Origin of the sequence: Nostoc sp. 'Peltigera membranacea cyanobiont' 213, from assembly GCF_002245975.1 — a bacterium.
Classification (GTDB): Bacteria; Cyanobacteriota; Cyanobacteriia; order Cyanobacteriales; family Nostocaceae; genus Nostoc.
This window is the reverse complement of record NZ_NOLI01000153.1, coordinates 1-18,293: the sequence shown is the minus strand read 5'-3', so window position 1 is coordinate 18,293 and position 18,293 is coordinate 1. Positions and strand designations below refer to the sequence as shown.

Sequence of the window (18,293 nt, the reverse complement as noted above, 5' to 3'; positions counted from 1 at the left end):
ACTCCAAACCAGTCATCGTAACGAATCGAGTTGCGGTAGAGAAACAAAAACAACTCACTAAAGAAGCGGTGATATAAATCTTCGTCCTTCTGAAACTGTACTTCTGCAAAAAAGACGGTTTTGGAAACTGCATCAGCAGGAGGTAAAAACACTCCATCAATCCGAAACGCTGTTTCTTTGACTTCAACCGATTCAAACTGGTAGTTTTCCGCTTCTGGAGGTGGTTCATCTACTAATTCAAACAGCAAACCGGGAAATTGCTTAAATAATTTGTAGAAGATGGTGTCACGTCGCATTTTTATTCCTCAACACCCAGACAATTACCAGATTGTAAAGGCTTGAGACAACAATTTTAGCGTAGGCGTAGCCCACCGCAGGTATCGCATGTCCCCACGTCCGCGATAAAATTCTCAAGCACAACAGCGCACTCCATACCAATGCAAATTAACTGGGAAACTGCCAAAACCTACGAAGATATTCTGTATCAAAAAACTGATGGCATTGCGAAAATCACCATCAACCGTCCCCATAAACGCAATGCTTTCCGTCCTGAAACAGTCTTTGAACTGTACGACGCTTTCTGTAATGCTCGTGAAGATATTACTATTGGTGTTGTCCTATTTACAGGCTATGGCCCACACACTGATGGCAAATATGCCTTCTGTTCTGGTGGCGATCAAAGTGTGCGGGGACATGCGGGTTATGTAGACGATACTGGCATCCCTCGCTTGAATGTGCTGGACTTACAACGCCTAATTCGTTCCATGCCGAAAGTGGTGATTGCTTTAGTAGCGGGATATGCGATCGGTGGTGGACATGTCCTACAGTTAATTTGCGACCTTACCATCGCCGCCGATAATGCCATTTTTGGACAGACTGGCCCGAAAGTCGGCAGTTTTGACGGTGGTTTTGGAGCCAGCTATCTCGCCCGCATCGTGGGACAAAAAAAGGCTAGAGAAATTTGGTTTCTCTGCCGCCAATATAATGCACAACAAGCTCTAGAAATGGGCTTAATTAATTGCGTCGTCCCAATCGAACAACTAGAAGCGGAAGGTATTCAATGGGCGCAGGAAATTTTAGAAAAAAGTCCGATCGCAATTCGGTGTCTTAAAGCCGCCTTCAATGCTGATTGTGACGGACAAGCGGGTTTACAAGAACTCGCTGGCAATGCCACCCTACTCTATTACATGACAGAAGAAGGGTCTGAAGGCAAACAAGCCTTTCTCGAAAAGCGTCCACCAGATTTTCGCTCTTTTCCTTGGCTACCTTAAAATTGCAAAAATCGCACCCTTTTTTGAGGTGCGATTTTTATACATGTCAAATTTAAAGCACTAAATATCTTAAAAACGAATCTTATCTTAAACAAACTACAAAATTAGTTCAGTAATAATGGATAACTAAATAAACACTGCTTCAGTCTTAGCCTCTTCAGAATATATAGAGGCAGTTATTTCTTCTATGGAGGTAAGAGTAGCATTATCTAAATCTGAGGCTACAGAATGAGAACAAGCTAAAACTGGTGCTGCATCTGGCAAAGTCCAGGCATCTTCCAAGGTTTCCCAAGAAGGTGCAAAAGGTGGAAGCGCCAAAGAGCAAGCCTTCCAAGTTGCTTGAACTGGCGCTCCCAATTGCTGGCACACTCCGCCACGGCGACCCTCTGGTTGGTAATGACGGCAATATCTACAGGCAGATGCTAAAAATTTAATAGGTTTCATTTGGGTTCATCTTTAGTGCCGTTTCTGGCTGAATTTCATGCTTATATTTTGCTTCTATATATAAAGACGGATAAAAGCCAAAAAGTCATTATTCTTCATAGGTTTCAGCGATCCCAACGAAAAACTAAACTTTAGGATGTTTTTATAATCTTGTTATATTTTTAAATAATTCGGAGAGTGCTTACCTATAGATTTTAGCTAAAACTTATTAGGGATCAAGAGTAAAACTAAAGCTTTTGATTTATCTAGCCTTTTAACTTCCTCCTTAAGGATAGATTAAGGCATATAATTCCAGATAAATAGTCTGCTTTCATTACCACACTCGACATATTTTAGCCATAAAACACATTATTTTCTCAATAATTAGAACTTTTATATATGGCAGAAGCAAATTACTTGAGGAAAAATTCTACTCAACGAATAATCGCTAAACTATTTTGCTGTCAATTGAAGTCAGAACTGACTCTCTTTAAAACTGTTTAGCAGCACAGATAGAACAGACTGCCCAGCGCTGGAGTTCGCCGGGTGGGGTGGGAGATTCACATTGAGGACAAAGGGGTAAGCCATGCGATCGCGATCGCATAATCTTCGTCCAATGCCCAAAGGCAGCATTTACATCCTTGGTGGGTGTAACATCAGGAAGGCTAATCTCATCAGCAAGGTAACTGGGATGCTCGTGGGGCGAAACCGTTTGTTGCTGTTTTCTCTCCACAGATTGATTCTGCCAGCTAGCAGTAGAGAAGCGAATATCAACCAAAGGCGTTGGCAGCTTTTTATTCAACTTTAAAAGCAGAGACGTGCGACCAAAAGTCAGGTTTTGCGCCCAAGCAGCACTAGAAGTTGCTACCGACAAAACATCGCGCTGAATCGATAATGGTCGAGTATTTGCAGCAACCCCTGGCCCAACAACTTCTGCCCAACACTTTAGTAAGTATTGAAATGGTTGCTCCTGCCATTTAGCCTGCTTTTCTAGAACGCCTAAAATATCATGAATTGATTTCAACGACATTATTCAAAGTGCTGTTAGCGGTAGCGGGGCGTTTAGCCCGTGAGAAGTGAGGAATGAGAAGTGAGGAGTTTTCCCCCTACTACACTCACTGCCCCATACTCTATTTCCAAGATAGACTCCCACGAACTATCGTTCACAACAAAACCTGAAAATCTCTCTTTCCCCAATCCCCTCCCAATCTATTTATTTATATAATTTTCGCTACTATTGTCAGAAATATATCTAAAGTTAATTTCAGCAATCTCCGTTTGAGGCACAGAGGCAATGACTCAAAACCCCCTGAACGATTCCGGTACTCAATCGTCTAAAACACCTGGGTTGAAACCAGCACTAGCAGCAGCACTAGCTAGTTTAGAGGTGCCGCTAGATCAAGAGTTAGCTCGGTACCGACGCACCCGAAATGGTTTGGTGTCATCGAACCAGCGCCGTATTGCTAGTTACATGAGCAGTCAAGCCCAACCCTTGACTGCCATTCTGACAACATTGGGCACAACTCAGTCATCAACAACAGAAATTAAACCCAACGTGCCCCCTGCATCTGTACCCGTGAATCATCAGGGAACCCCAGCGCCAGTTACGGCAAAAATTGACGTACCACCAGTGTCTTCTGTAGCTTTGGCTGTGAATTCTCAAAAGAACCCAGCGCCACCTACTGCAAATACCGAAGAACTAAATAATCTCAATGTGCCCTCCACCCCCGATTTTGCTAAAATCCAAACTCAACTTCCGCCGCCCCCGCCCAACTTTAGTAGCAGCATTGTGCCAGCAATCGTTAAAGATCCTAAGAGCGAAAATCTCTTGCAGTCCGATGACACCCCTAAGCACCCAGATGACTATTTAGAATCTAGTGAAGCACTGCTGCGAAGTCTGACAGAAGAACAACCAGAAACCAAGAAGCCAAGCAATTCTAGCGACAGTCTGCTATCACCTTTGGGTATCGGCTCAATGTTGCTACTACTAGTAGCAAGTCTTACCTTGGGTTATGTAGTGTTCAATCCCAAAGGCTTACCACAATGGAATTTAGGCAAATTGTTTAACGGCAACTCATCTCCCGCGCCAGAAAATACTGAGGAAGTTGGAAGTAATGTCCAACCTAAGATCCAGCCGCCAAGCACATCTATACCCAAGTATCCCAATTTAGCTGCCCAAGAGTTTCCTGATGTGAGAGATCCTAATGATGTAGTTGGCTTACAACCTAAAGTCCAACCAACCCTCGCAGTAGTACCTAATCCAGTTGTTCGCCAAAACCCCGTAAATTCTCAAGGGACATTGCCTCAAAGCAACACAGCCCTAAAACCGACAAATCCGATCGCTTTAGCACCAGTACCGATGGTACAGCCCTTACCTCCCCTGAAGAATTTGCCTCCCATTTCAACGGCAAAAACCTCGCCCAAGTCAATCGCAACCTCACCAAAGCCGAATGCAGAAATCAAACCAGCAACAGATGGGTTTTATCATGTAGTGATAGACAATAAAGGTGCGGCTTTTGCCTCAGCACGAGAAGTAATTCCCGATGCTTATTTATCACCTAACAAAGAATTGATTTATCTCGGTGCTTTTAAGACCAAAGAGCAAGTACAAAAACAGATGCAATTATTACAAACAAAGGGAATTAAGGCACGGGTTCAGTAGCCATAAGTTGTAAAAATCTACGATACCATGAGATAACAGCACGGGCTGAACGCCCCGCTACCGCTAACAGCACTCAGTATTGAGTTTCGTGAATGGAGAGCCGATATGGAATTAATCAAGCGAATCTTGCGGGTGATTCGCGCTAATCTCAATAGTTCGATTGGGGGTGCAGAAGATCCAGAAAAGATTCTAGAGCAAACTGTCCTGGAAATGCAGGAAAATCTGGTGCGGTTGCGGCAGGGTGTAGCACAAGCGATCGCTACCCAAAAACGTACTGAACGACAGGCTGCGGCTGCCCAGTCTCAAACAGAAGAATGGTATCGCCGCGCCCAATTGGCCTTACAACAAGGCAATGAACCTCTAGCCCGCGAAGCTTTGACTAAACGCCAAGCTTATAAAGAAACTACTACAGCTCTCTTTTCTCAGATAGAGCAGCAAAACGATATAGTCGCTAGGCTAAAAAAAGATATGCGATCGCTAGAGTTAAAAATTTCCGAGGCGAAAACAAAAAAAGATATGTATATTGCTCGCGCCCGTTCTGCTGAAGCGTCTTATCGCCTCCAGGAAATGCTTGGCGGAGTTTCTGCCACTAGTAGTCTGAGTGCCTTTGAGCGCATGGAAGAAAAAGTTTTGCAAATAGAAGCTCATTCAGTTGCAATAACTCAACTCGGTAGCGACGACTTGGAAACACAATTTACTTCCTTGGAATCTATTAATAATGTGGATGCCGAATTAGCCGCGATGAAGGTACAGGTTTTAAATCACCCAGAAAACACGCAGCACCACAGTCTCCTTACCGAGGAGAACCAAAACAAAGTTCAGCCTCTCCAACAGCAGTTACCCAAAACTCAAGACTCTTGAAGTTCGGCTAATTACTCCACTTTGTAGATATCTTAACAATTAAGAGTTGTTAGAACGTACTGATTCCAGCCGGAAAGATTACATTGAAATAGGTAGCTATTAAAAAGTAAAAAAGCTAACTGTCCAACAAAAAGCGTAAACCAAACAAGGAAAAACAAAGTTATGGGATTATTCGATCGCATTAAGCGAGTAGTTAGTTCTAACCTCAACGACCTGGTTAACAAAGCCGAAGACCCCGAAAAAATGCTAGAACAAGCCATCCTGGAAATGCAGGAAGACTTGGTGCAGCTGCGTCAGGGAGTAGCCCAAGCGATCGCCGCCCAAAAACGCAGCGAGAAACAGTATAATGATGCCCAAAATGAAATCAATAAGTGGCAACGCAATGCTCAACTAGCCCTACAAAAAGGTGATGAGAACTTAGCACGACAAGCCCTAGAGCGCAAGAAAACTTATACGGATACTAGCGCTGCCCTCAAAGCTAGTTTAGATACCCAAAGCACTCAAGTTGAAACCCTCAAACGCAACTTAATCCAGCTTGAAAGCAAGATTTCTGAGGCGAAAACCAAGAAAGAAATGCTCAGGGCTAGAATCACCACTGCGAAAGCCCAAGAGCAACTGCAAAACATGGTAAGTGGGATGAATACCAGCAGTGCAATGTCTGCCTTCGAGCGGATGGAAGAAAAAGTCTTGATGCAAGAAGCCCGGGCCCAGTCAGCTGGAGAATTAGCAGGTGCTGATTTAGAAAGCCAATTTGCTCAGTTGGAAGGTAGTAGCGATGTTGATGATGAATTGGCAGCGTTGAAAGCGCAAATGCTACCACCTGCTACTCCAGTAACTCAAGCCCAACTGCCACCGCAACAAGAAACCACTCCTGCTAAGTCTAATGAAGTGGTTGATGCTGAGTTGGATTCTTTACGCAAGCAATTGGATCAACTATAAAAATTGCCAGAAAACTTATTTGAGCTAGTCCCACAGCCAGCAGGCGTGGGATTTTACATCATTAGTCAAGCAATTTTAGATTGAAAGAGACTACTGTCTTCTCTGCGAGACGCTTTGCGAACGTAGCGGGGCGAAGTCCGGGCTACGGGTAGGAATCAAAAAATCTAAAATCTAAAATCTAAAATTCACAGTCCTAATAACTATGAATTATTGATTATGGACTATTGACTACTTTGGGATAAAGTATTGTGTGTGTCAACTTCGATCGCCACCTGATGGAGACTGCAATGAGTAAGGCTGTAATCACCATAACCGATGCTGAGTTTGAAACAGAAGTGTTAAAAGCTGAACAGCCTGTATTAGTTTACTTTTGGGCTTCCTGGTGTGGGCCTTGTCAATTGATGTCGCCCCTGATTAGTTCAGCTGCTAGCCAATATAGCGATCGCCTCAAAGTCGTGAAAATGGAAATTGACCCCAATCCACTCACTGTTAAGCAGTACCAAGTGGAAGGTGTCCCCGCCATCAGACTATTTCAAGGCCAGGAAGTTTTGATATCAACAGAGGGAGTCATCGGTAAAGATAAATTACTCGAACTCTTAGATACGCACTTAAATAGTAATTAGTCATTGGTCATTGGTCATTGGTCATTGGTCACTTGTACTGAGCGTTGCCGTAAAGCCTGCGGCATAGCTACGCTTTGGGCGCAGCCTCTGCAAGAGTTTTATTGGTCAAATGACAAAGGACAAAGGACAAATGACAAAGGACAAATGACAAATGACTAACATGCAATTTGCAAAGCGTTTACAACCCCTGCAATCTAATGTATTTGCTGATATGGACAGAGCCAAGGCGATCGCTTTGGCTGCTGGACAACAAGTAATTGATTTGTCGTTGGGGTCTTCTGATTTACCAGCTGAGGCGCACGTCATTGAGGCGATCGCCCAATCTCTCCACGATCGCAGTACCCACGGCTATCTGTTGTTTAACGGTACTCTTGGGTTTCGTGAAGCCGCAGCCAACTGGTACGAACAAAAATTTGGTATCAAGGTAGATCCCCAAACTGAGGTACTGCCTCTGATTGGTTCTCAAGAAGGTACAGCCCATTTACCTCTAGCATTGCTCAATCCAGGAGATTTTGCCCTGTTGCTCGATCCAGGTTATCCCTCTCATGCCGGGGGAGTCTACCTAGCTAGCGGTCAAATCTACCCGATGCCATTACGGGCAGAAAACGCTTTTTTACCAGTGTTTGCTGATATTCCCGCCCCAGTCTTAGCTCAGTCGCGGATGATGGTATTAAGTTATCCTCACAATCCCACTTCCGCGATCGCTCCTTTCTCTTTCTTCCAAGAAGCTGTCGCCTTCTGTCAACAACACAATCTCGCCCTGGTTCACGATTTCCCTTATGTAGATTTAGTATTTGAGGAAACTGGGGACTGGGCAATGAACTCTTCCCAATCCCCAATACCCAATACCCAATCCCTAGTCCCCTCGATTTTGCAAGCCGATCCAGAGAAAAGTGTCTCGATTGAATTTTTCACCCTTTCCAAGTCCTACAATATGGGCGGCTTCCGTATTGGCTACGCAATTGGTAATGCTGAGTTAATTAATGCCTTACGTCAAGTAAAAGCTGCCGTTGATTTTAATCAGTATCGAGGAATCTTGAATGGTGCGATCGCAGCCCTAACTGGCCCTCAAGCTGGGGTAAAATCTGCTGTTTCTACCTTCCAGCAGCGCCGTGATGCTTTCATTACTGCTTTACACCGCATTGGCTGGAATGTTCCTACTCCCAAAGCCACAATGTATATCTGGGCAAAATTACCTTCACCTTGGAGTCAAAACTCCATAGAATTTTGTACCCAGTTAGTCAAACAAACTGGTGTAGCGGCTTCCCCAGGCGCTGGCTTTGGCAAATTCGGTGAAGGGTATGTCCGCTTTGCCTTGGTGCATGAGCCACCTTTGTTAGAAACTGCTGTGGAAAGAATTGCCCAGTTCCTTCATTGAATTTCTTCTCAAGCTGAACGCCAACGATTTTTAGCGCCAAAGTCTATGGATGGAAGGCGCAGCAAAGGCGCACAGCCGTGCGCCCCTATCAATGACCGTATTATACTGGACTTAAAAATCTTCTATTGTACTATTTAGGACAAGTATAATACAACAATTTAAGTAATTAAACTTACAAAAATATAAAAATATTCGTCATACTTTTACTGATAATCGGAAGGAACTTCACCCAATCAGGTCTCTCCATTTCTTAAACTGGGTTTGTGCGTTCAGCTACCAAAGATGGCTAACAATGCAGGTCGCGTTTTCAAGCCGCCGTATTGCCAAAAAGCCTGTAGTCAATGACAGCCCAAGCCTATAAACGGCAATAGTTTAAAACTTAACTTCCAAATTGACAGAGACTTGAAAAAATGAAAATGACTTTTCAGAAACTTGTAATTGGTGCCTCAATGGCTATTGGTGTGAGCGCTCTCGCTACTGCTCCAGCACACGCTACATCTTTTAGTTTCAATAACTCAAATGAAATTAAAACTTATACTGGTGGTTCTAATGGTAAATTTATTGCAAATGATACTGTAGCTGCCTCCAAAGCCCTGAGTGATGCTAATCCTTCCTCTAACGTGGAGCTTTGGTATAGTGACGAAAACCCAACTTCTAACGTTGGCTTCACTGCCACAGAAGGAAACTACAGTGCTACCGTTAGCAGTGTTACTGCTAATGATTGGAATTCTTTTGGTTCGCAATGGCTGGGTGATTTGTTGAATACCTATACTCCATTCAAGACAGTGTGGAATGGGTTTTCAGCGAGTACCCAATCATTAGTAGCGAGTTATTTTCCTTTATTGGGAATGGGAGATCCTAACATTGGTAGCTTCCAATTCGGTCAAAATGGCGGTGTAGAACTGACATTGGTTGGTCACTTAGATGTCAAGACCAAACTCTCAGATACACTTTCTACTAAACTTAAAGACGCATGGAATGGAGTGGGAACAACTCCAGGAGTGAAATTACTATTTCCACTAATTAAAACAGATCTACCAACCACTTTAGAAGTTCAAACTCAGATTTCAACACTTCAACTAACGTTTAACTCGCCTCTAACCCCTGCTTCTAAGAAGGCAGCGCTATCAACTCAAATAGCTCAACTGACATCATTCAAAGATGTACTCAGCCTACAAGCGACATTAAAGACCTACCAAGGTGAAATCGGAGCTAGTGAAATTGCCAAGGTAGTTACTGGTGGTAAAACCTCCTACGCTTATAGCTTTAACCCCACTGCATCTGGAATTACAGCCTCTGATGACGGCATATCTTACAGCGCTTATTACACTTGGAACACACCCCTATATATCCCTCCCACGCCTCCTTTAAAATCAGTCCCAGAACCATCAGTAATGCTTGGTCTGTTGGGTGTTGCTGGTGTGTTTGCTACCCAACGCAAATTTAAAAAAGCATCTATTTAAGATTGCGGGTTCAAAACGACAAATCAGTAAGGGAGCTAACAGCTCCCTTTTTTATGAATATTTCCTTACAGCTATAGGAATTCGGTTTGATTTCTCAAATATACGTAGGGTGCGTTAGCGCTGAGAGTACGGCAGCATCCGAAGCTGATGGTGCGTTACGACGTTCCGTCTAATGCACCCTACAGATACTTATATTTTTCAAGAATCAAATATGAGTTATATATAGGAATCATATTTGATTTTTGAAAAAATTCAGTACAACTCAAAGAGCTTTTTCCCCCTTTCCTCTTACCTCTTTACTGCTTCACCACGCAAATAAGTTCATAAATCAAAGCAGATTTATATGTAGAACTCATATTTAATTTTTGAAATACAAGCAGGGTGTGTATTAGCCCCCCCGTGGGGTAGCGAAACGCACCATAATAGTTACATAAAATGAATCGTTTGTAAGGGTCTATATATCTGTTGCCACATCAACGGATTATGTAACATCAATTTCATGAAATAGTATTACTTACCTTCAAATCCAGGTGAAAACTTTTCTATGAAGGGCAATTAGCCTAATATTACTTGTAGTATTACTTAAGTAATTTCACTCAAAAAGATTAGTCAGTTCACTTTTGAAATATAATTTGTTTATGTAATACTATAAATTGTAAAAAGCTAGTAAAGAAAAGATTAATATTTGATTGGTGTCACATTTAAACATACTATTATTAAGTACTGTAGTGCAGCTAAATTTAATTTATTAATATCTTTGACTAGATTATGGAAGTTAAGCCCTTATTGGTTTTGCCGTTTAAATGTACTACTGTTATATTTCATGATAATAATCGTTGCCTTTTACTTAAGATAATCAGATAATAGGTAGCAATGACAGCACAATTATTCAATGTAGATCAGCCATTGCGTTCGCAGCAAGTTAGACGAATTTTGCTAGTTGAAGACCATTATCTCAATAGGTTGTTGCTGAGTGACTATCTAAGTTACTGTGGGTATGATGTCCAAAGTTTATCTGAAGGATCTGCTTTTTTCTCAACTATAGATAAATTTCAGCCAGATTTAATGTTATTAGACTTGAAGTTGCCAGATATTGACGGTTATTCGCTCTTAAAACAAGTACAGCAAAAACCTGATTTATCTAAAATACCGATCGTTGTGGTTTCAGCTTTTGCTTTTAAAGCAGATCGAGAACTCGCTCTGAGTTTGGGCGCACGTCGATATTTTGTCAAACCTTTAAAACTCAAGGATCTTATACTTACAATTGAAGAAGAGTTGGCTTTTGAGCAAAGATAAAATTTTTGCTGGGCATACATTTATTCAGCTTTTTGGTCTTCAATGAACTCTTCAACTCGCTCACTAATATTTTGTACAGAAGTGCCAATTTTTAAAATTTTATTTTGTACTTGTGCTAATAGCAAAACTGCGGTTTGAAGTTCATTGAGCGTTTCAGCCATAGCTTCTCGGTACTGGGCTTCAAAGTCTTGTAGGTTCATAGTTAAGCTCTTTTTGGAAATTATTGTAATGACTATATTTCCAATGATATTCGTAAAATTAACTTACTAAATCCGTTAAACCGCTTAATATTATAGTTAAATTAAAAATCTAAACTATTCTTTGATAATAATTTATTTCTCTAATGTTTATATAAGTAAAAGGTGAATTTTTCATTACTTATAATGAAAAATATATAAATAAAATTAACTAAAATCCAAAAATAAATTTTCAAAGAAAGAATAAATTATCTTCGATTTTTAAATATTAATTATAAATTAAAAAAGCCAAACTTTTATTCTGACAGTAGCAGATGAAAACTAAAACTACGGCTAGATAAACTCTTGACTGCTACAAAGTTGCGATGCTTATTGTAAAGTATCTAGTAAATTGTGCCAAAAGTTACCTACCTTTTTAAGAAGGCTTTGCCCCAAATCTTGTTAATCCAGATGGTAGAGGGATTTACGCCATATCTTATTCGATCGCAAACCAAGCCACCCTGTGGGTAATCCCTTGAGGAATTCGTAGAGTAACCGCAGAAGCATCTAGAGAATAAAAGTCTACTTACTTTATATTTACTCTATTAAATCGGCACGAAAAAACAATTTTTCTTAAAATAGAGAAAGATTACCTAATATTTGGTTGTGACAATATCTACTCAAATACTACCACTGGTTAAAGAGCCGGAACGACTGGAAAATCGTTTAGCCGAAATTCCGCCGGAACCGGGAGTTTATTTCATGCGCGATAAGAGCGATCGCATTATATATATAGGTAAGTCACGAAAATTGCGATCGCGTGTTCGTTCCTATTTCCGCGATGGCTATAACAAGACTGAACGCATCGCCACGATGGTCAAGTTGGTGACAGAAATTGAATTTATCGTCACTGATACTGAAGCCGAAGCTTTAGCATTAGAAGCAAACTTGATCAAGCAGCACCAGCCATACTTCAACGTGCTGCTCAAAGATGATAAAAAATATCCCTATCTCTGCATTACTTGGTCAGAAGATTATCCGCGAATTTTTATTACCCGTAAACGTCAATTTGGTAAGGAAAAGGATAAATTTTACGGGCCTTATACTGATGCTGGTTTATTGCGAGAAGTTGTCCGCATCTGCAAGCGCATTTTTCCCCAGAGACAACGACCTCAACCACTTTTCAAAGACCGTCCGTGCTTAAATTATGATTTAGGGCGTTGTCCGGGTGTGTGTCAAAAGCTGACTTCACCAGAAGAATATCGCAAAATTGTCCAAAAGATAGCGATGGTATTCCAAGGGCGAACTCAGGAATTGATTGATATTTTGACTCAACAGATGAATGCAGCATCTGAGGACTTAAATTTTGAGTCAGCAGCACGCATTCGCGATCAAATTTCTGGACTAAAGTCGCTGACTGCTGACCAAAAAGTATCCTTACCAGATGATACAGTTTCACGGGATGCGATCGCACTGGCAGCTAACGAAGAACACGCTTGTATTCAACTATTCCAGATTCGGGCTGGGCAATTGGTAGGGCGTTTAGCCTTTGTAGCGGATGCTCATGCAGAACCAGGAGCTATTTTACAACGAGCTTTGGAGGAACATTACCAAACTGCTGACTCAGTGGAAATACCCTTAGAAATTCTGGTACAGCATGATTTACCTGATGCGGAAATATTGGCGGATGTCTTAACTCAACGTAAAGGTAAAAAAGTCACAATTTTGACTCCTTTGCGGCAAACTAAGGCAGAATTAATTGAGATGGTAGAGCGAAATGCTCAGTATGAATTGCAAAGAATGCAAAAATTTGGCGATCGCAATCACCAAGCAATGCAAGATTTAGCAGCCATTCTCGATTTACCAGACGTACCTCATCGCATTGAAGGTTATGATATTTCCCACATTCAAGGGTCAAATGCTGTAGCTTCGCAAGTCGTGTTTATCGACGGTTTACCCGCCAAACAGCATTATCGCCACTACAAAATTCAAAATCCCACGGTGACGGCGGGACATTCAGATGATTTTGCTAGTCTTGCTGAAGTTATTGGGCGACGCTTCCGCAAGTATGGGGAAGATCCGCAACTAACACGTTTGGGTAATCTTGACTGGCCTGATTTAATCATGATTGATGGCGGTAAAGGTCAGCTATCATCGGTTATCGCGGTTTTGCAAGAGATGAATTTATTAGAAGACTTGCGAGTTGTGAGTTTAGCCAAGCAGCGAGAAGAGATTTTTTTACCGGGTGAATCTAAACCCTTGACAACTGATGCAGAACAACCAGGCGTGCAGTTGTTGCGGCGCCTGCGGGATGAAGCGCATCGGTTTGCGGTGACTTTCCATCGTCAGCAGCGCAGTGATAAATTAAAGCGATCGCGTTTAGATGAAATTCCTGGCTTAGGACATCATCGACAAAAGCAGCTACTAGGGCATTTTCGTTCAGTTGATTATATTCGCCAAGCTACAACCCCACAACTCGCTGAGGTTCCAGGAATTGGGCCGCGTTTGGCTCAAGAAATTTACGATTATTTTCATCCTGCTTGAGAATACTAATAGAAAATAAGATCCAAAGACGCGATAAATCACCGTCTCTACAATAATCAGTCCTTTGTAGAGACGGCGATTTATCGCGTCTCTTGCCTTAACCGAACCGTATTAGTTCCACTCTTGCAGAGGATTCTGTTAAGGTTGTCTGCGAAAATTTAAGATGGGTAAATTCCGTAAATTTACGATATCTCGTAAGTATGCTAATTTTGGTTAAATTATCTCACTAGAACTTAACGTCATAATCTTATCAGCAAATATTAACTAAATCTTAAGATAAATATTTTGTGACTAAAGATACAGTAATTTATTGGTTTTAATTTTTGAATACAAGAACAGCTTTTTTTGTATTAGTCAGAAATGACTATAAATAAGGCTCTCTCAAGGCATTCATCATAGGGATCAGTAAATATCTAAGCGGGATTTAATTAGAAAATAATTTCTGTATCTAAAGTAGGAGGGTAAGATCGCTTAAATTCTAGGATAATGTACAAAGATATCGAAAAGTTTTCAAACATGAAATTTTGTTTAAAATAATCAGCCAATATTAAGGTTGTTTGTTAAGTTGGGTCAAACCAAAATTATTGCTACTTTAACTAGCAGTTTTCTCAAATAAAAAAGATTTACAACTAGGGGTTTTAAAATGCAGACAGTACAAAAGATTTACTGCCCAAATTGTGGCTGCCAAGCAGAACGTTATTATATTTCTGATAGTCAATTGACTCGCACACAATGCTCTAGTTGTGACTACTTGATGATTAGTTGCACCCGCACGGGCAAAGTCATCGAGGCTTATGCACCTGGGATTTATGCAAAGCGCTAGATAATAGAAATTAAAAATTGGAAAATATTTTCTCTAATTTTTAATAATCAAAGTTAACGATCGTAAATTTTGAAGAGTTTACTTTACAAGTTACCCTTATGTTGTCTGAGTTGTTGCTGTCGTCTCTGTTCTTGTAATCTTAACTCTTGCTGTTGTCTAATTTGTTGATCTTGTCTAAGTTGTTGATCTTGTATTCTCAGTTGTTGCTGTCGTGAAAATTCTTGCTGTTGTAATCTAGTTTCTTGCTGTTGTAGTCTAAATTGTTGCTGGCGGATCATTTCTTGCCGTTGTAGTCTAAATTGTTGCTGTTGTATTCTCTGCTGTTGTTGTAGTTGTGGTTCCTGAAGGTTTAGCCGTAGCCATGTTTCCTTCATTTTTTCTTGTGTTTGCTGATTTTGCTCCTCTTGTTGTTGTCTGATTCTTTCTTGAAAAGACTCAGGTTGCTGAGGATTTGTCTGAATTATTTGTCCATAAGCAGGAGAATTAATCAGCAAAGTTTTTGCAACAACAATCACTAGTAGCCACAGTTTAAGCATCAATAGGCGATTCAACATACAGTTATTTGCTATGGGTTGGGTTGAGCGATCGCTTAACCTTAATATAACAATTTTTACCGCAGTCTATTTTGCAGCAATTGCGATTAACGTCCAGATATCTGCAAGGTCAAAGTAATTAAACTTACTGATTGCAATAAGTTTAATTCTTACTTGCTCTTAATTGTCCGCAAGCAGCATCGGCTTCTAAACCACGAGAATAACGCACACTAACAGCAGTATTTTGTTGCTTAAGGACGTTGACAAATGCTTCAATGCGATCGCGGTTGGGGCGTTTATAGTCTACTTCTTGAATGGGGTTGTAAGGAATCAAATTCACATGACATTGAAATCCTCGCATACATTTTGAAAGTTCTAATGCGTGTTCTGGTAAATCGTTGACACCAGCCAGGAGAACATATTCAAAGGTAACGCGCCGTCCAGTGATTTCTACATATTCTCGGCATTCAGCCAACAAATCTTCTAGAGGATAGGCGCGGGCGCTGGGGATGAGTTTTTCTCGTAGTGCTTGGTTGGGTGCGTGGAGACTAACCGCGAGAGTGATTTGCAAATTATTTTGCGCGAACTCACGAATGCGATCGCGAATCCCCACTGTAGAAACTGTAAGCGATCGCTGTCCTATACCGATATCTTGATTTAGAGATTTCAGGGCTGCTAAGACATTCTCAGTATTCAACAACGGTTCACCTAGTCCCATAAACACAACATTGCTAACTCGTTGCTGAAAATCTTCTTGCACAGTTAACACTTGATCGATAATTTCATGCCGTGCTAGGTTGCGCTTATAGCCTCCCTTACCAGTAGCACAGAAATCACACGCCATCGGGCAACCCACCTGAGTAGAGACGCAAACTGTCAGACGGGCTTTTGGGCCTTCTCCCCTTTCTGCAAAGGTGGGAATACCAACAGTTTCAATAATTTGGCCGTCTGTTAATTGTAAAAGATATTTGACAGTGCCATCAGGAGCCTCAGAGCGGTAATGTAAAATTGAGCGCCCAATGGGGATTTCTGCGACTTCCGCACGCCATTGCTTAGAGAAAACAGAAATATCAGCTAGCGATCGCACTCCCTTATCATAGATCCATTCATGCAGTTGCTTTCCTCTGTAAGCAGGTTGTCCTTGTTGCTGCACCCAAGCGCTTAACTCCGCCAGAGAAGCACCGAGAAGGGGAGGGATTAATTCTGATTTTTCTGGGTTGTGTGAGTCAACCTGAGAGACAAGAGGCGTAGCAGACATAAAAAAATCATGAGTTGATGTAGGATCTCTATCCTACACCTGCTAGATCGAGTTAGTCTTAACCAAAGGTTGTGCCGTTCCAGCCCCACATTGCACCCTTAGCGTCTGCAAACTCAATGTAAATGCGATTTTTCGGCACGCCTAGAGTTTGGTTAATTTGCTGGCAAAAGTCTTGACTCATCGCTGCGGTTTGCTCTGGTTTCATCGTGCCAATGCTCTTAATTTCAATGTAGCAAACCGGGTCTGTATTCCCCGCAAAAGTCATAGGGATTTCTGGCTCAAAAGCAGTCATTACATAGGATTCTGGTTTTCCCAAATGTTTTGCTAACTTGGCTGATAGGTTTAAAAGCATTGACTCAATTTCGGCTTTTTCAGGAGCGGATACAGAAGTTTGTACTTTAATTAATGGCATATTACTGAATTAGAAATTTGAATTTTATTCACACTGTTAAGTTTATCTAAAAGTAGAGTACAGTTTAATATGCTAAAAGTTTTTGCTAATAAAAATTTAAGGGTATTTTTTCCCTAGTTGCAGATAGATTTTTTAATACTACTGCCAATAACGTTAACCTCAAAGGTTATACCTGACTTTCTAGGCAACCATCCTATTTGCATAGCTTGTTTTATCCATAACGCTACGTCTTTTGGTGTTACTGCGGTTATTTCATACCTCCGCTCAATACTCCAAGCCCGAATCTCTCCCGATCCATCTTGAGGTTGTATTGGCACTAGTTCGCTATTAATGAGGCTGTACCCTTGTGGATGAAACCTATCAGTAATAACCACTAATACTGAGCCTGACTCAGTAGCGTGTTCTACGGCAACATGGAGATGTCCTTCAGGATCGTCTGCTTGAGAGTTAGTAGCTTGTCTTCGGATTAGCCAGATGAATGGTTCTCCATCAACTATTATTTTTCTTGTACCTTTTTTCGGTATTGACATCTCTGTTGCTATATTTCTTAGACTACTCTGAGCGAAATAGATGACTATGTTCGGGATGATATAAACGCGATCGCCCTTTTGCTGTCGAGAGGGCTGGACTAATTATATAAAGTGTAGTCCGAATTAGTTTTTCTTTATGAGTGCATTCCGCCATTTCATTCAGAGGGACAACCTTAATTTTCTCATCAGGCCATCCGATACGAAAACAAATTGCAATGGGGGTTTCGGCTGAATAGTGTTCGAGTAGTTTAGCTTGGGCATTTTCGACGTGACGCGCACTGAGATATAGGCAGAGGCTAGCTTGATGTGCCGCGAGAGTAGCTAATTCTTCAGTAGCGGGGACTTCTGTACGTCCACTGATGCGGGTCAAAATGATAGTTTGGACTAAACCTGGTACAGTTAGTTCTACTTTGAGTTTGGCAGCCGCAGCTTGAAAAGCGCTGATACCTGGTATGACTTCAAAAGGAATATTTGCCTCAGCGAGGAGGTGCATTTGCTCGTGGATGGCGCTGTAGAGACTAGGATCGCCAGAATGGAGACGGACTAGAGATTTTTGTTGCGATCGCACCCTATCAATCATAATCGGCACAATCTCTTCTAAAGTCTGATTCGCAGTTCTAATTATTTCCGCATCTTCTCGGCAAAGTTCTAAAATCTGTTCGGGTATTAGAGAATCAGCAAATAAAATCACATCAGCAACAGCCAGAAGTTTCTGCGCCTTCACCGTCAATAAATCAGGATCTCCAGGGCCTGCTCCCACAATATACACAGATGGTTCTATGGCATATAGTGTTTTTTTATAACTCAGGTTTTCTGTATATTCACTTTTAGAAGAACCCATGACAATCCCTCAAAAAACTTTTTTGATATTTTCTCAGTATCTTTCCGGATTCTCCCTCTTTCTCTAGTAGAGAGTAATGGTAGATGCACCCTGGTTAAGCCCTAGAAAATATTCTGGGGCATTTTTTATTTTTGGTAATTGAGAATTGGGAATTGCGAATTGCGAATTGGAAATTGGGAATGGGGTAATAATCAATAGTTCTTCTTCCCCTGCTTCCCCTGCTTCCCCTGCCTCCCCTGCTTCCTCATCCCCCCCATCCC

Annotated in this window: 20 protein-coding genes; 10 read left to right on the top strand and 10 right to left on the bottom strand. The window is 41.5% G+C overall.

From position 1 onward, the window contains the following. Positions 1-296, bottom strand: a 296-nt coding sequence (locus CDG77_RS28650; protein WP_143857110.1) for a DUF2887 domain-containing protein, incomplete at its 3' end; no start/stop codon positions are given. A 141-nt stretch (positions 297-437) separates the two neighbouring features. On the opposite strand from CDG77_RS28650, the gene menB reads away from it, so the two are divergent. After that, complete coding sequence (gene menB / locus CDG77_RS28645) at positions 438-1,271, top strand: 1,4-dihydroxy-2-naphthoyl-CoA synthase (protein ID WP_094332649.1); 834 nt, start codon at positions 438-440, stop codon at positions 1,269-1,271. 126 nt (positions 1,272-1,397) lie between these two features. Here the strand turns inward: menB and CDG77_RS28640 are convergent, their stop codons facing one another. Further along, positions 1,398-1,715 (bottom strand): hypothetical protein, encoded by a 318-nt coding sequence (locus CDG77_RS28640; RefSeq protein WP_094332648.1) that lies wholly within the window; start codon positions 1,713-1,715, stop codon positions 1,398-1,400. A gap of 469 nt (positions 1,716-2,184) precedes the next feature. Next, the gene (locus CDG77_RS28635) at positions 2,185-2,724 is read right to left on the bottom strand and encodes a DUF721 domain-containing protein (RefSeq protein WP_094332647.1); all 540 of its coding nucleotides are present in this window, start codon (positions 2,722-2,724) and stop codon (positions 2,185-2,187) included. Positions 2,725-2,988: 264 nt separating this feature from the next. Between CDG77_RS28635 and CDG77_RS28630 the strand changes: the two genes are divergently transcribed. The 7 genes from CDG77_RS28630 (at position 2,989) to CDG77_RS28600 (ending at position 10,916) form a co-directional block, all read left to right on the top strand. Next, positions 2,989-4,356: a hypothetical protein gene (locus tag CDG77_RS28630; RefSeq protein WP_094332646.1), complete on the top strand. Its 1,368-nt coding sequence runs from the start codon at positions 2,989-2,991 to the stop codon at positions 4,354-4,356. Between the two features lie 105 nt (positions 4,357-4,461). Continuing rightward, a complete protein-coding gene (locus CDG77_RS28625; protein WP_094332645.1) occupies positions 4,462-5,217 on the top strand; it encodes a PspA/IM30 family protein in 756 nt (251 codons plus the stop codon). Between the two features lie 162 nt (positions 5,218-5,379). Next, positions 5,380-6,156 carry a PspA/IM30 family protein gene (locus tag CDG77_RS28620; protein WP_094332644.1) on the top strand — a complete coding sequence of 259 codons (777 nt, stop codon included), beginning with the start codon at positions 5,380-5,382 and terminating at the stop codon, positions 6,154-6,156. Between the two features lie 287 nt (positions 6,157-6,443). Beyond that, positions 6,444-6,779, top strand: a complete 336-nt coding sequence (locus tag CDG77_RS28615) for a thioredoxin family protein (protein WP_094332643.1) — start codon at positions 6,444-6,446, stop codon at positions 6,777-6,779. A gap of 160 nt (positions 6,780-6,939) precedes the next feature. Next, entirely contained in the window at positions 6,940-8,157 is a 1,218-nt protein-coding gene (locus tag CDG77_RS28610) for an LL-diaminopimelate aminotransferase (protein ID WP_094332642.1), read from the top strand. A gap of 410 nt (positions 8,158-8,567) precedes the next feature. Then, the gene (locus tag CDG77_RS35830) at positions 8,568-9,620 is read left to right on the top strand and encodes an NF038130 family PEP-CTERM protein (RefSeq protein ID WP_143857109.1); all 1,053 of its coding nucleotides are present in this window, start codon (positions 8,568-8,570) and stop codon (positions 9,618-9,620) included. Between the two features lie 873 nt (positions 9,621-10,493). Then, positions 10,494-10,916: a response regulator gene (locus CDG77_RS28600; RefSeq protein ID WP_094332641.1), complete on the top strand. Its 423-nt coding sequence runs from the start codon at positions 10,494-10,496 to the stop codon at positions 10,914-10,916. A 20-nt stretch (positions 10,917-10,936) separates the two neighbouring features. On the opposite strand, the gene CDG77_RS28595 is transcribed toward CDG77_RS28600, so the two are convergent. Next, positions 10,937-11,116, bottom strand: a complete 180-nt coding sequence (locus tag CDG77_RS28595) for a hypothetical protein (RefSeq protein ID WP_094332640.1) — start codon at positions 11,114-11,116, stop codon at positions 10,937-10,939. A 642-nt stretch (positions 11,117-11,758) separates the two neighbouring features. On the opposite strand from CDG77_RS28595, the gene uvrC reads away from it, so the two are divergent. Together uvrC and CDG77_RS28585 are read left to right on the top strand one after the other, a co-directional pair. Then, on the top strand, positions 11,759-13,636 hold the full coding sequence (gene uvrC / locus CDG77_RS28590) for an excinuclease ABC subunit UvrC (protein ID WP_094332639.1): 1,878 nt from the start codon (positions 11,759-11,761) through the stop codon (positions 13,634-13,636). A 643-nt stretch (positions 13,637-14,279) separates the two neighbouring features. Beyond that, positions 14,280-14,459, top strand: coding sequence for a replication restart DNA helicase PriA (locus tag CDG77_RS28585; protein ID WP_094332638.1), 180 nt, complete (start codon positions 14,280-14,282; stop codon positions 14,457-14,459). 83 nt (positions 14,460-14,542) lie between these two features. On the opposite strand, the gene CDG77_RS28580 is transcribed toward CDG77_RS28585, so the two are convergent. The 6 genes from CDG77_RS28580 to CDG77_RS36930 all read right to left on the bottom strand — a co-directional run. Continuing rightward, entirely contained in the window at positions 14,543-15,013 is a 471-nt protein-coding gene (locus CDG77_RS28580) for a hypothetical protein (protein WP_094332637.1), read from the bottom strand. Positions 15,014-15,155: 142 nt separating this feature from the next. Then, a complete protein-coding gene (gene rlmN / locus CDG77_RS28575) occupies positions 15,156-16,250 on the bottom strand; it encodes a 23S rRNA (adenine(2503)-C(2))-methyltransferase RlmN (RefSeq protein WP_094332636.1) in 1,095 nt (364 codons plus the stop codon). A gap of 58 nt (positions 16,251-16,308) precedes the next feature. Beyond that, entirely contained in the window at positions 16,309-16,662 is a 354-nt protein-coding gene (locus CDG77_RS28570) for a phenylpyruvate tautomerase MIF-related protein (RefSeq protein WP_094332635.1), read from the bottom strand. 113 nt (positions 16,663-16,775) lie between these two features. Next, the gene (locus CDG77_RS28565; protein ID WP_094332634.1) at positions 16,776-17,192 is read right to left on the bottom strand and encodes a hypothetical protein; all 417 of its coding nucleotides are present in this window, start codon (positions 17,190-17,192) and stop codon (positions 16,776-16,778) included. A gap of 22 nt (positions 17,193-17,214) precedes the next feature. Further along, the gene (gene cobM / locus CDG77_RS28560) at positions 17,215-18,033 is read right to left on the bottom strand and encodes a precorrin-4 C(11)-methyltransferase (RefSeq protein WP_190234093.1); all 819 of its coding nucleotides are present in this window, start codon (positions 18,031-18,033) and stop codon (positions 17,215-17,217) included. A 63-nt stretch (positions 18,034-18,096) separates the two neighbouring features. Next, positions 18,097-18,293: hypothetical protein (locus CDG77_RS36930; protein ID WP_223270031.1), on the bottom strand; the 197-nt coding region annotated here is incomplete at its 5' end.

What these genes read in the sequence shown, in the direction of transcription:
- CDG77_RS28570 (WP_094332635.1), bottom strand. Translation starts at nt 16,662, where the DNA reads ATGCCATTAATTAAAGTACAAACTTCTGTATCCGCTCCTGAAAAAGCC.
- rlmN (WP_094332636.1), bottom strand. Translation starts at nt 16,250, where the DNA reads ATGTCTGCTACGCCTCTTGTCTCTCAGGTTGACTCACACAACCCAGAA.
- CDG77_RS28635 (WP_094332647.1), bottom strand. Translation starts at nt 2,724, where the DNA reads ATGTCGTTGAAATCAATTCATGATATTTTAGGCGTTCTAGAAAAGCAG.
- menB (WP_094332649.1), top strand. Translation starts at nt 438, where the DNA reads ATGCAAATTAACTGGGAAACTGCCAAAACCTACGAAGATATTCTGTAT.
- cobM (WP_190234093.1), bottom strand. Translation starts at nt 18,033, where the DNA reads ATGGGTTCTTCTAAAAGTGAATATACAGAAAACCTGAGTTATAAAAAA.
- CDG77_RS28610 (WP_094332642.1), top strand. Translation starts at nt 6,940, where the DNA reads ATGCAATTTGCAAAGCGTTTACAACCCCTGCAATCTAATGTATTTGCT.
- CDG77_RS28565 (WP_094332634.1), bottom strand. Translation starts at nt 17,192, where the DNA reads ATGTCAATACCGAAAAAAGGTACAAGAAAAATAATAGTTGATGGAGAA.
- CDG77_RS28640 (WP_094332648.1), bottom strand. Translation starts at nt 1,715, where the DNA reads ATGAAACCTATTAAATTTTTAGCATCTGCCTGTAGATATTGCCGTCAT.
- CDG77_RS35830 (WP_143857109.1), top strand. Translation starts at nt 8,568, where the DNA reads ATGAAAATGACTTTTCAGAAACTTGTAATTGGTGCCTCAATGGCTATT.
- CDG77_RS28585 (WP_094332638.1), top strand. Translation starts at nt 14,280, where the DNA reads ATGCAGACAGTACAAAAGATTTACTGCCCAAATTGTGGCTGCCAAGCA.
- CDG77_RS28630 (WP_094332646.1), top strand. Translation starts at nt 2,989, where the DNA reads ATGACTCAAAACCCCCTGAACGATTCCGGTACTCAATCGTCTAAAACA.
- CDG77_RS28625 (WP_094332645.1), top strand. Translation starts at nt 4,462, where the DNA reads ATGGAATTAATCAAGCGAATCTTGCGGGTGATTCGCGCTAATCTCAAT.
- CDG77_RS28580 (WP_094332637.1), bottom strand. Translation starts at nt 15,013, where the DNA reads ATGTTGAATCGCCTATTGATGCTTAAACTGTGGCTACTAGTGATTGTT.
- CDG77_RS28615 (WP_094332643.1), top strand. Translation starts at nt 6,444, where the DNA reads ATGAGTAAGGCTGTAATCACCATAACCGATGCTGAGTTTGAAACAGAA.
- CDG77_RS28620 (WP_094332644.1), top strand. Translation starts at nt 5,380, where the DNA reads ATGGGATTATTCGATCGCATTAAGCGAGTAGTTAGTTCTAACCTCAAC.
- CDG77_RS28600 (WP_094332641.1), top strand. Translation starts at nt 10,494, where the DNA reads ATGACAGCACAATTATTCAATGTAGATCAGCCATTGCGTTCGCAGCAA.
- CDG77_RS28595 (WP_094332640.1), bottom strand. Translation starts at nt 11,116, where the DNA reads ATGAACCTACAAGACTTTGAAGCCCAGTACCGAGAAGCTATGGCTGAA.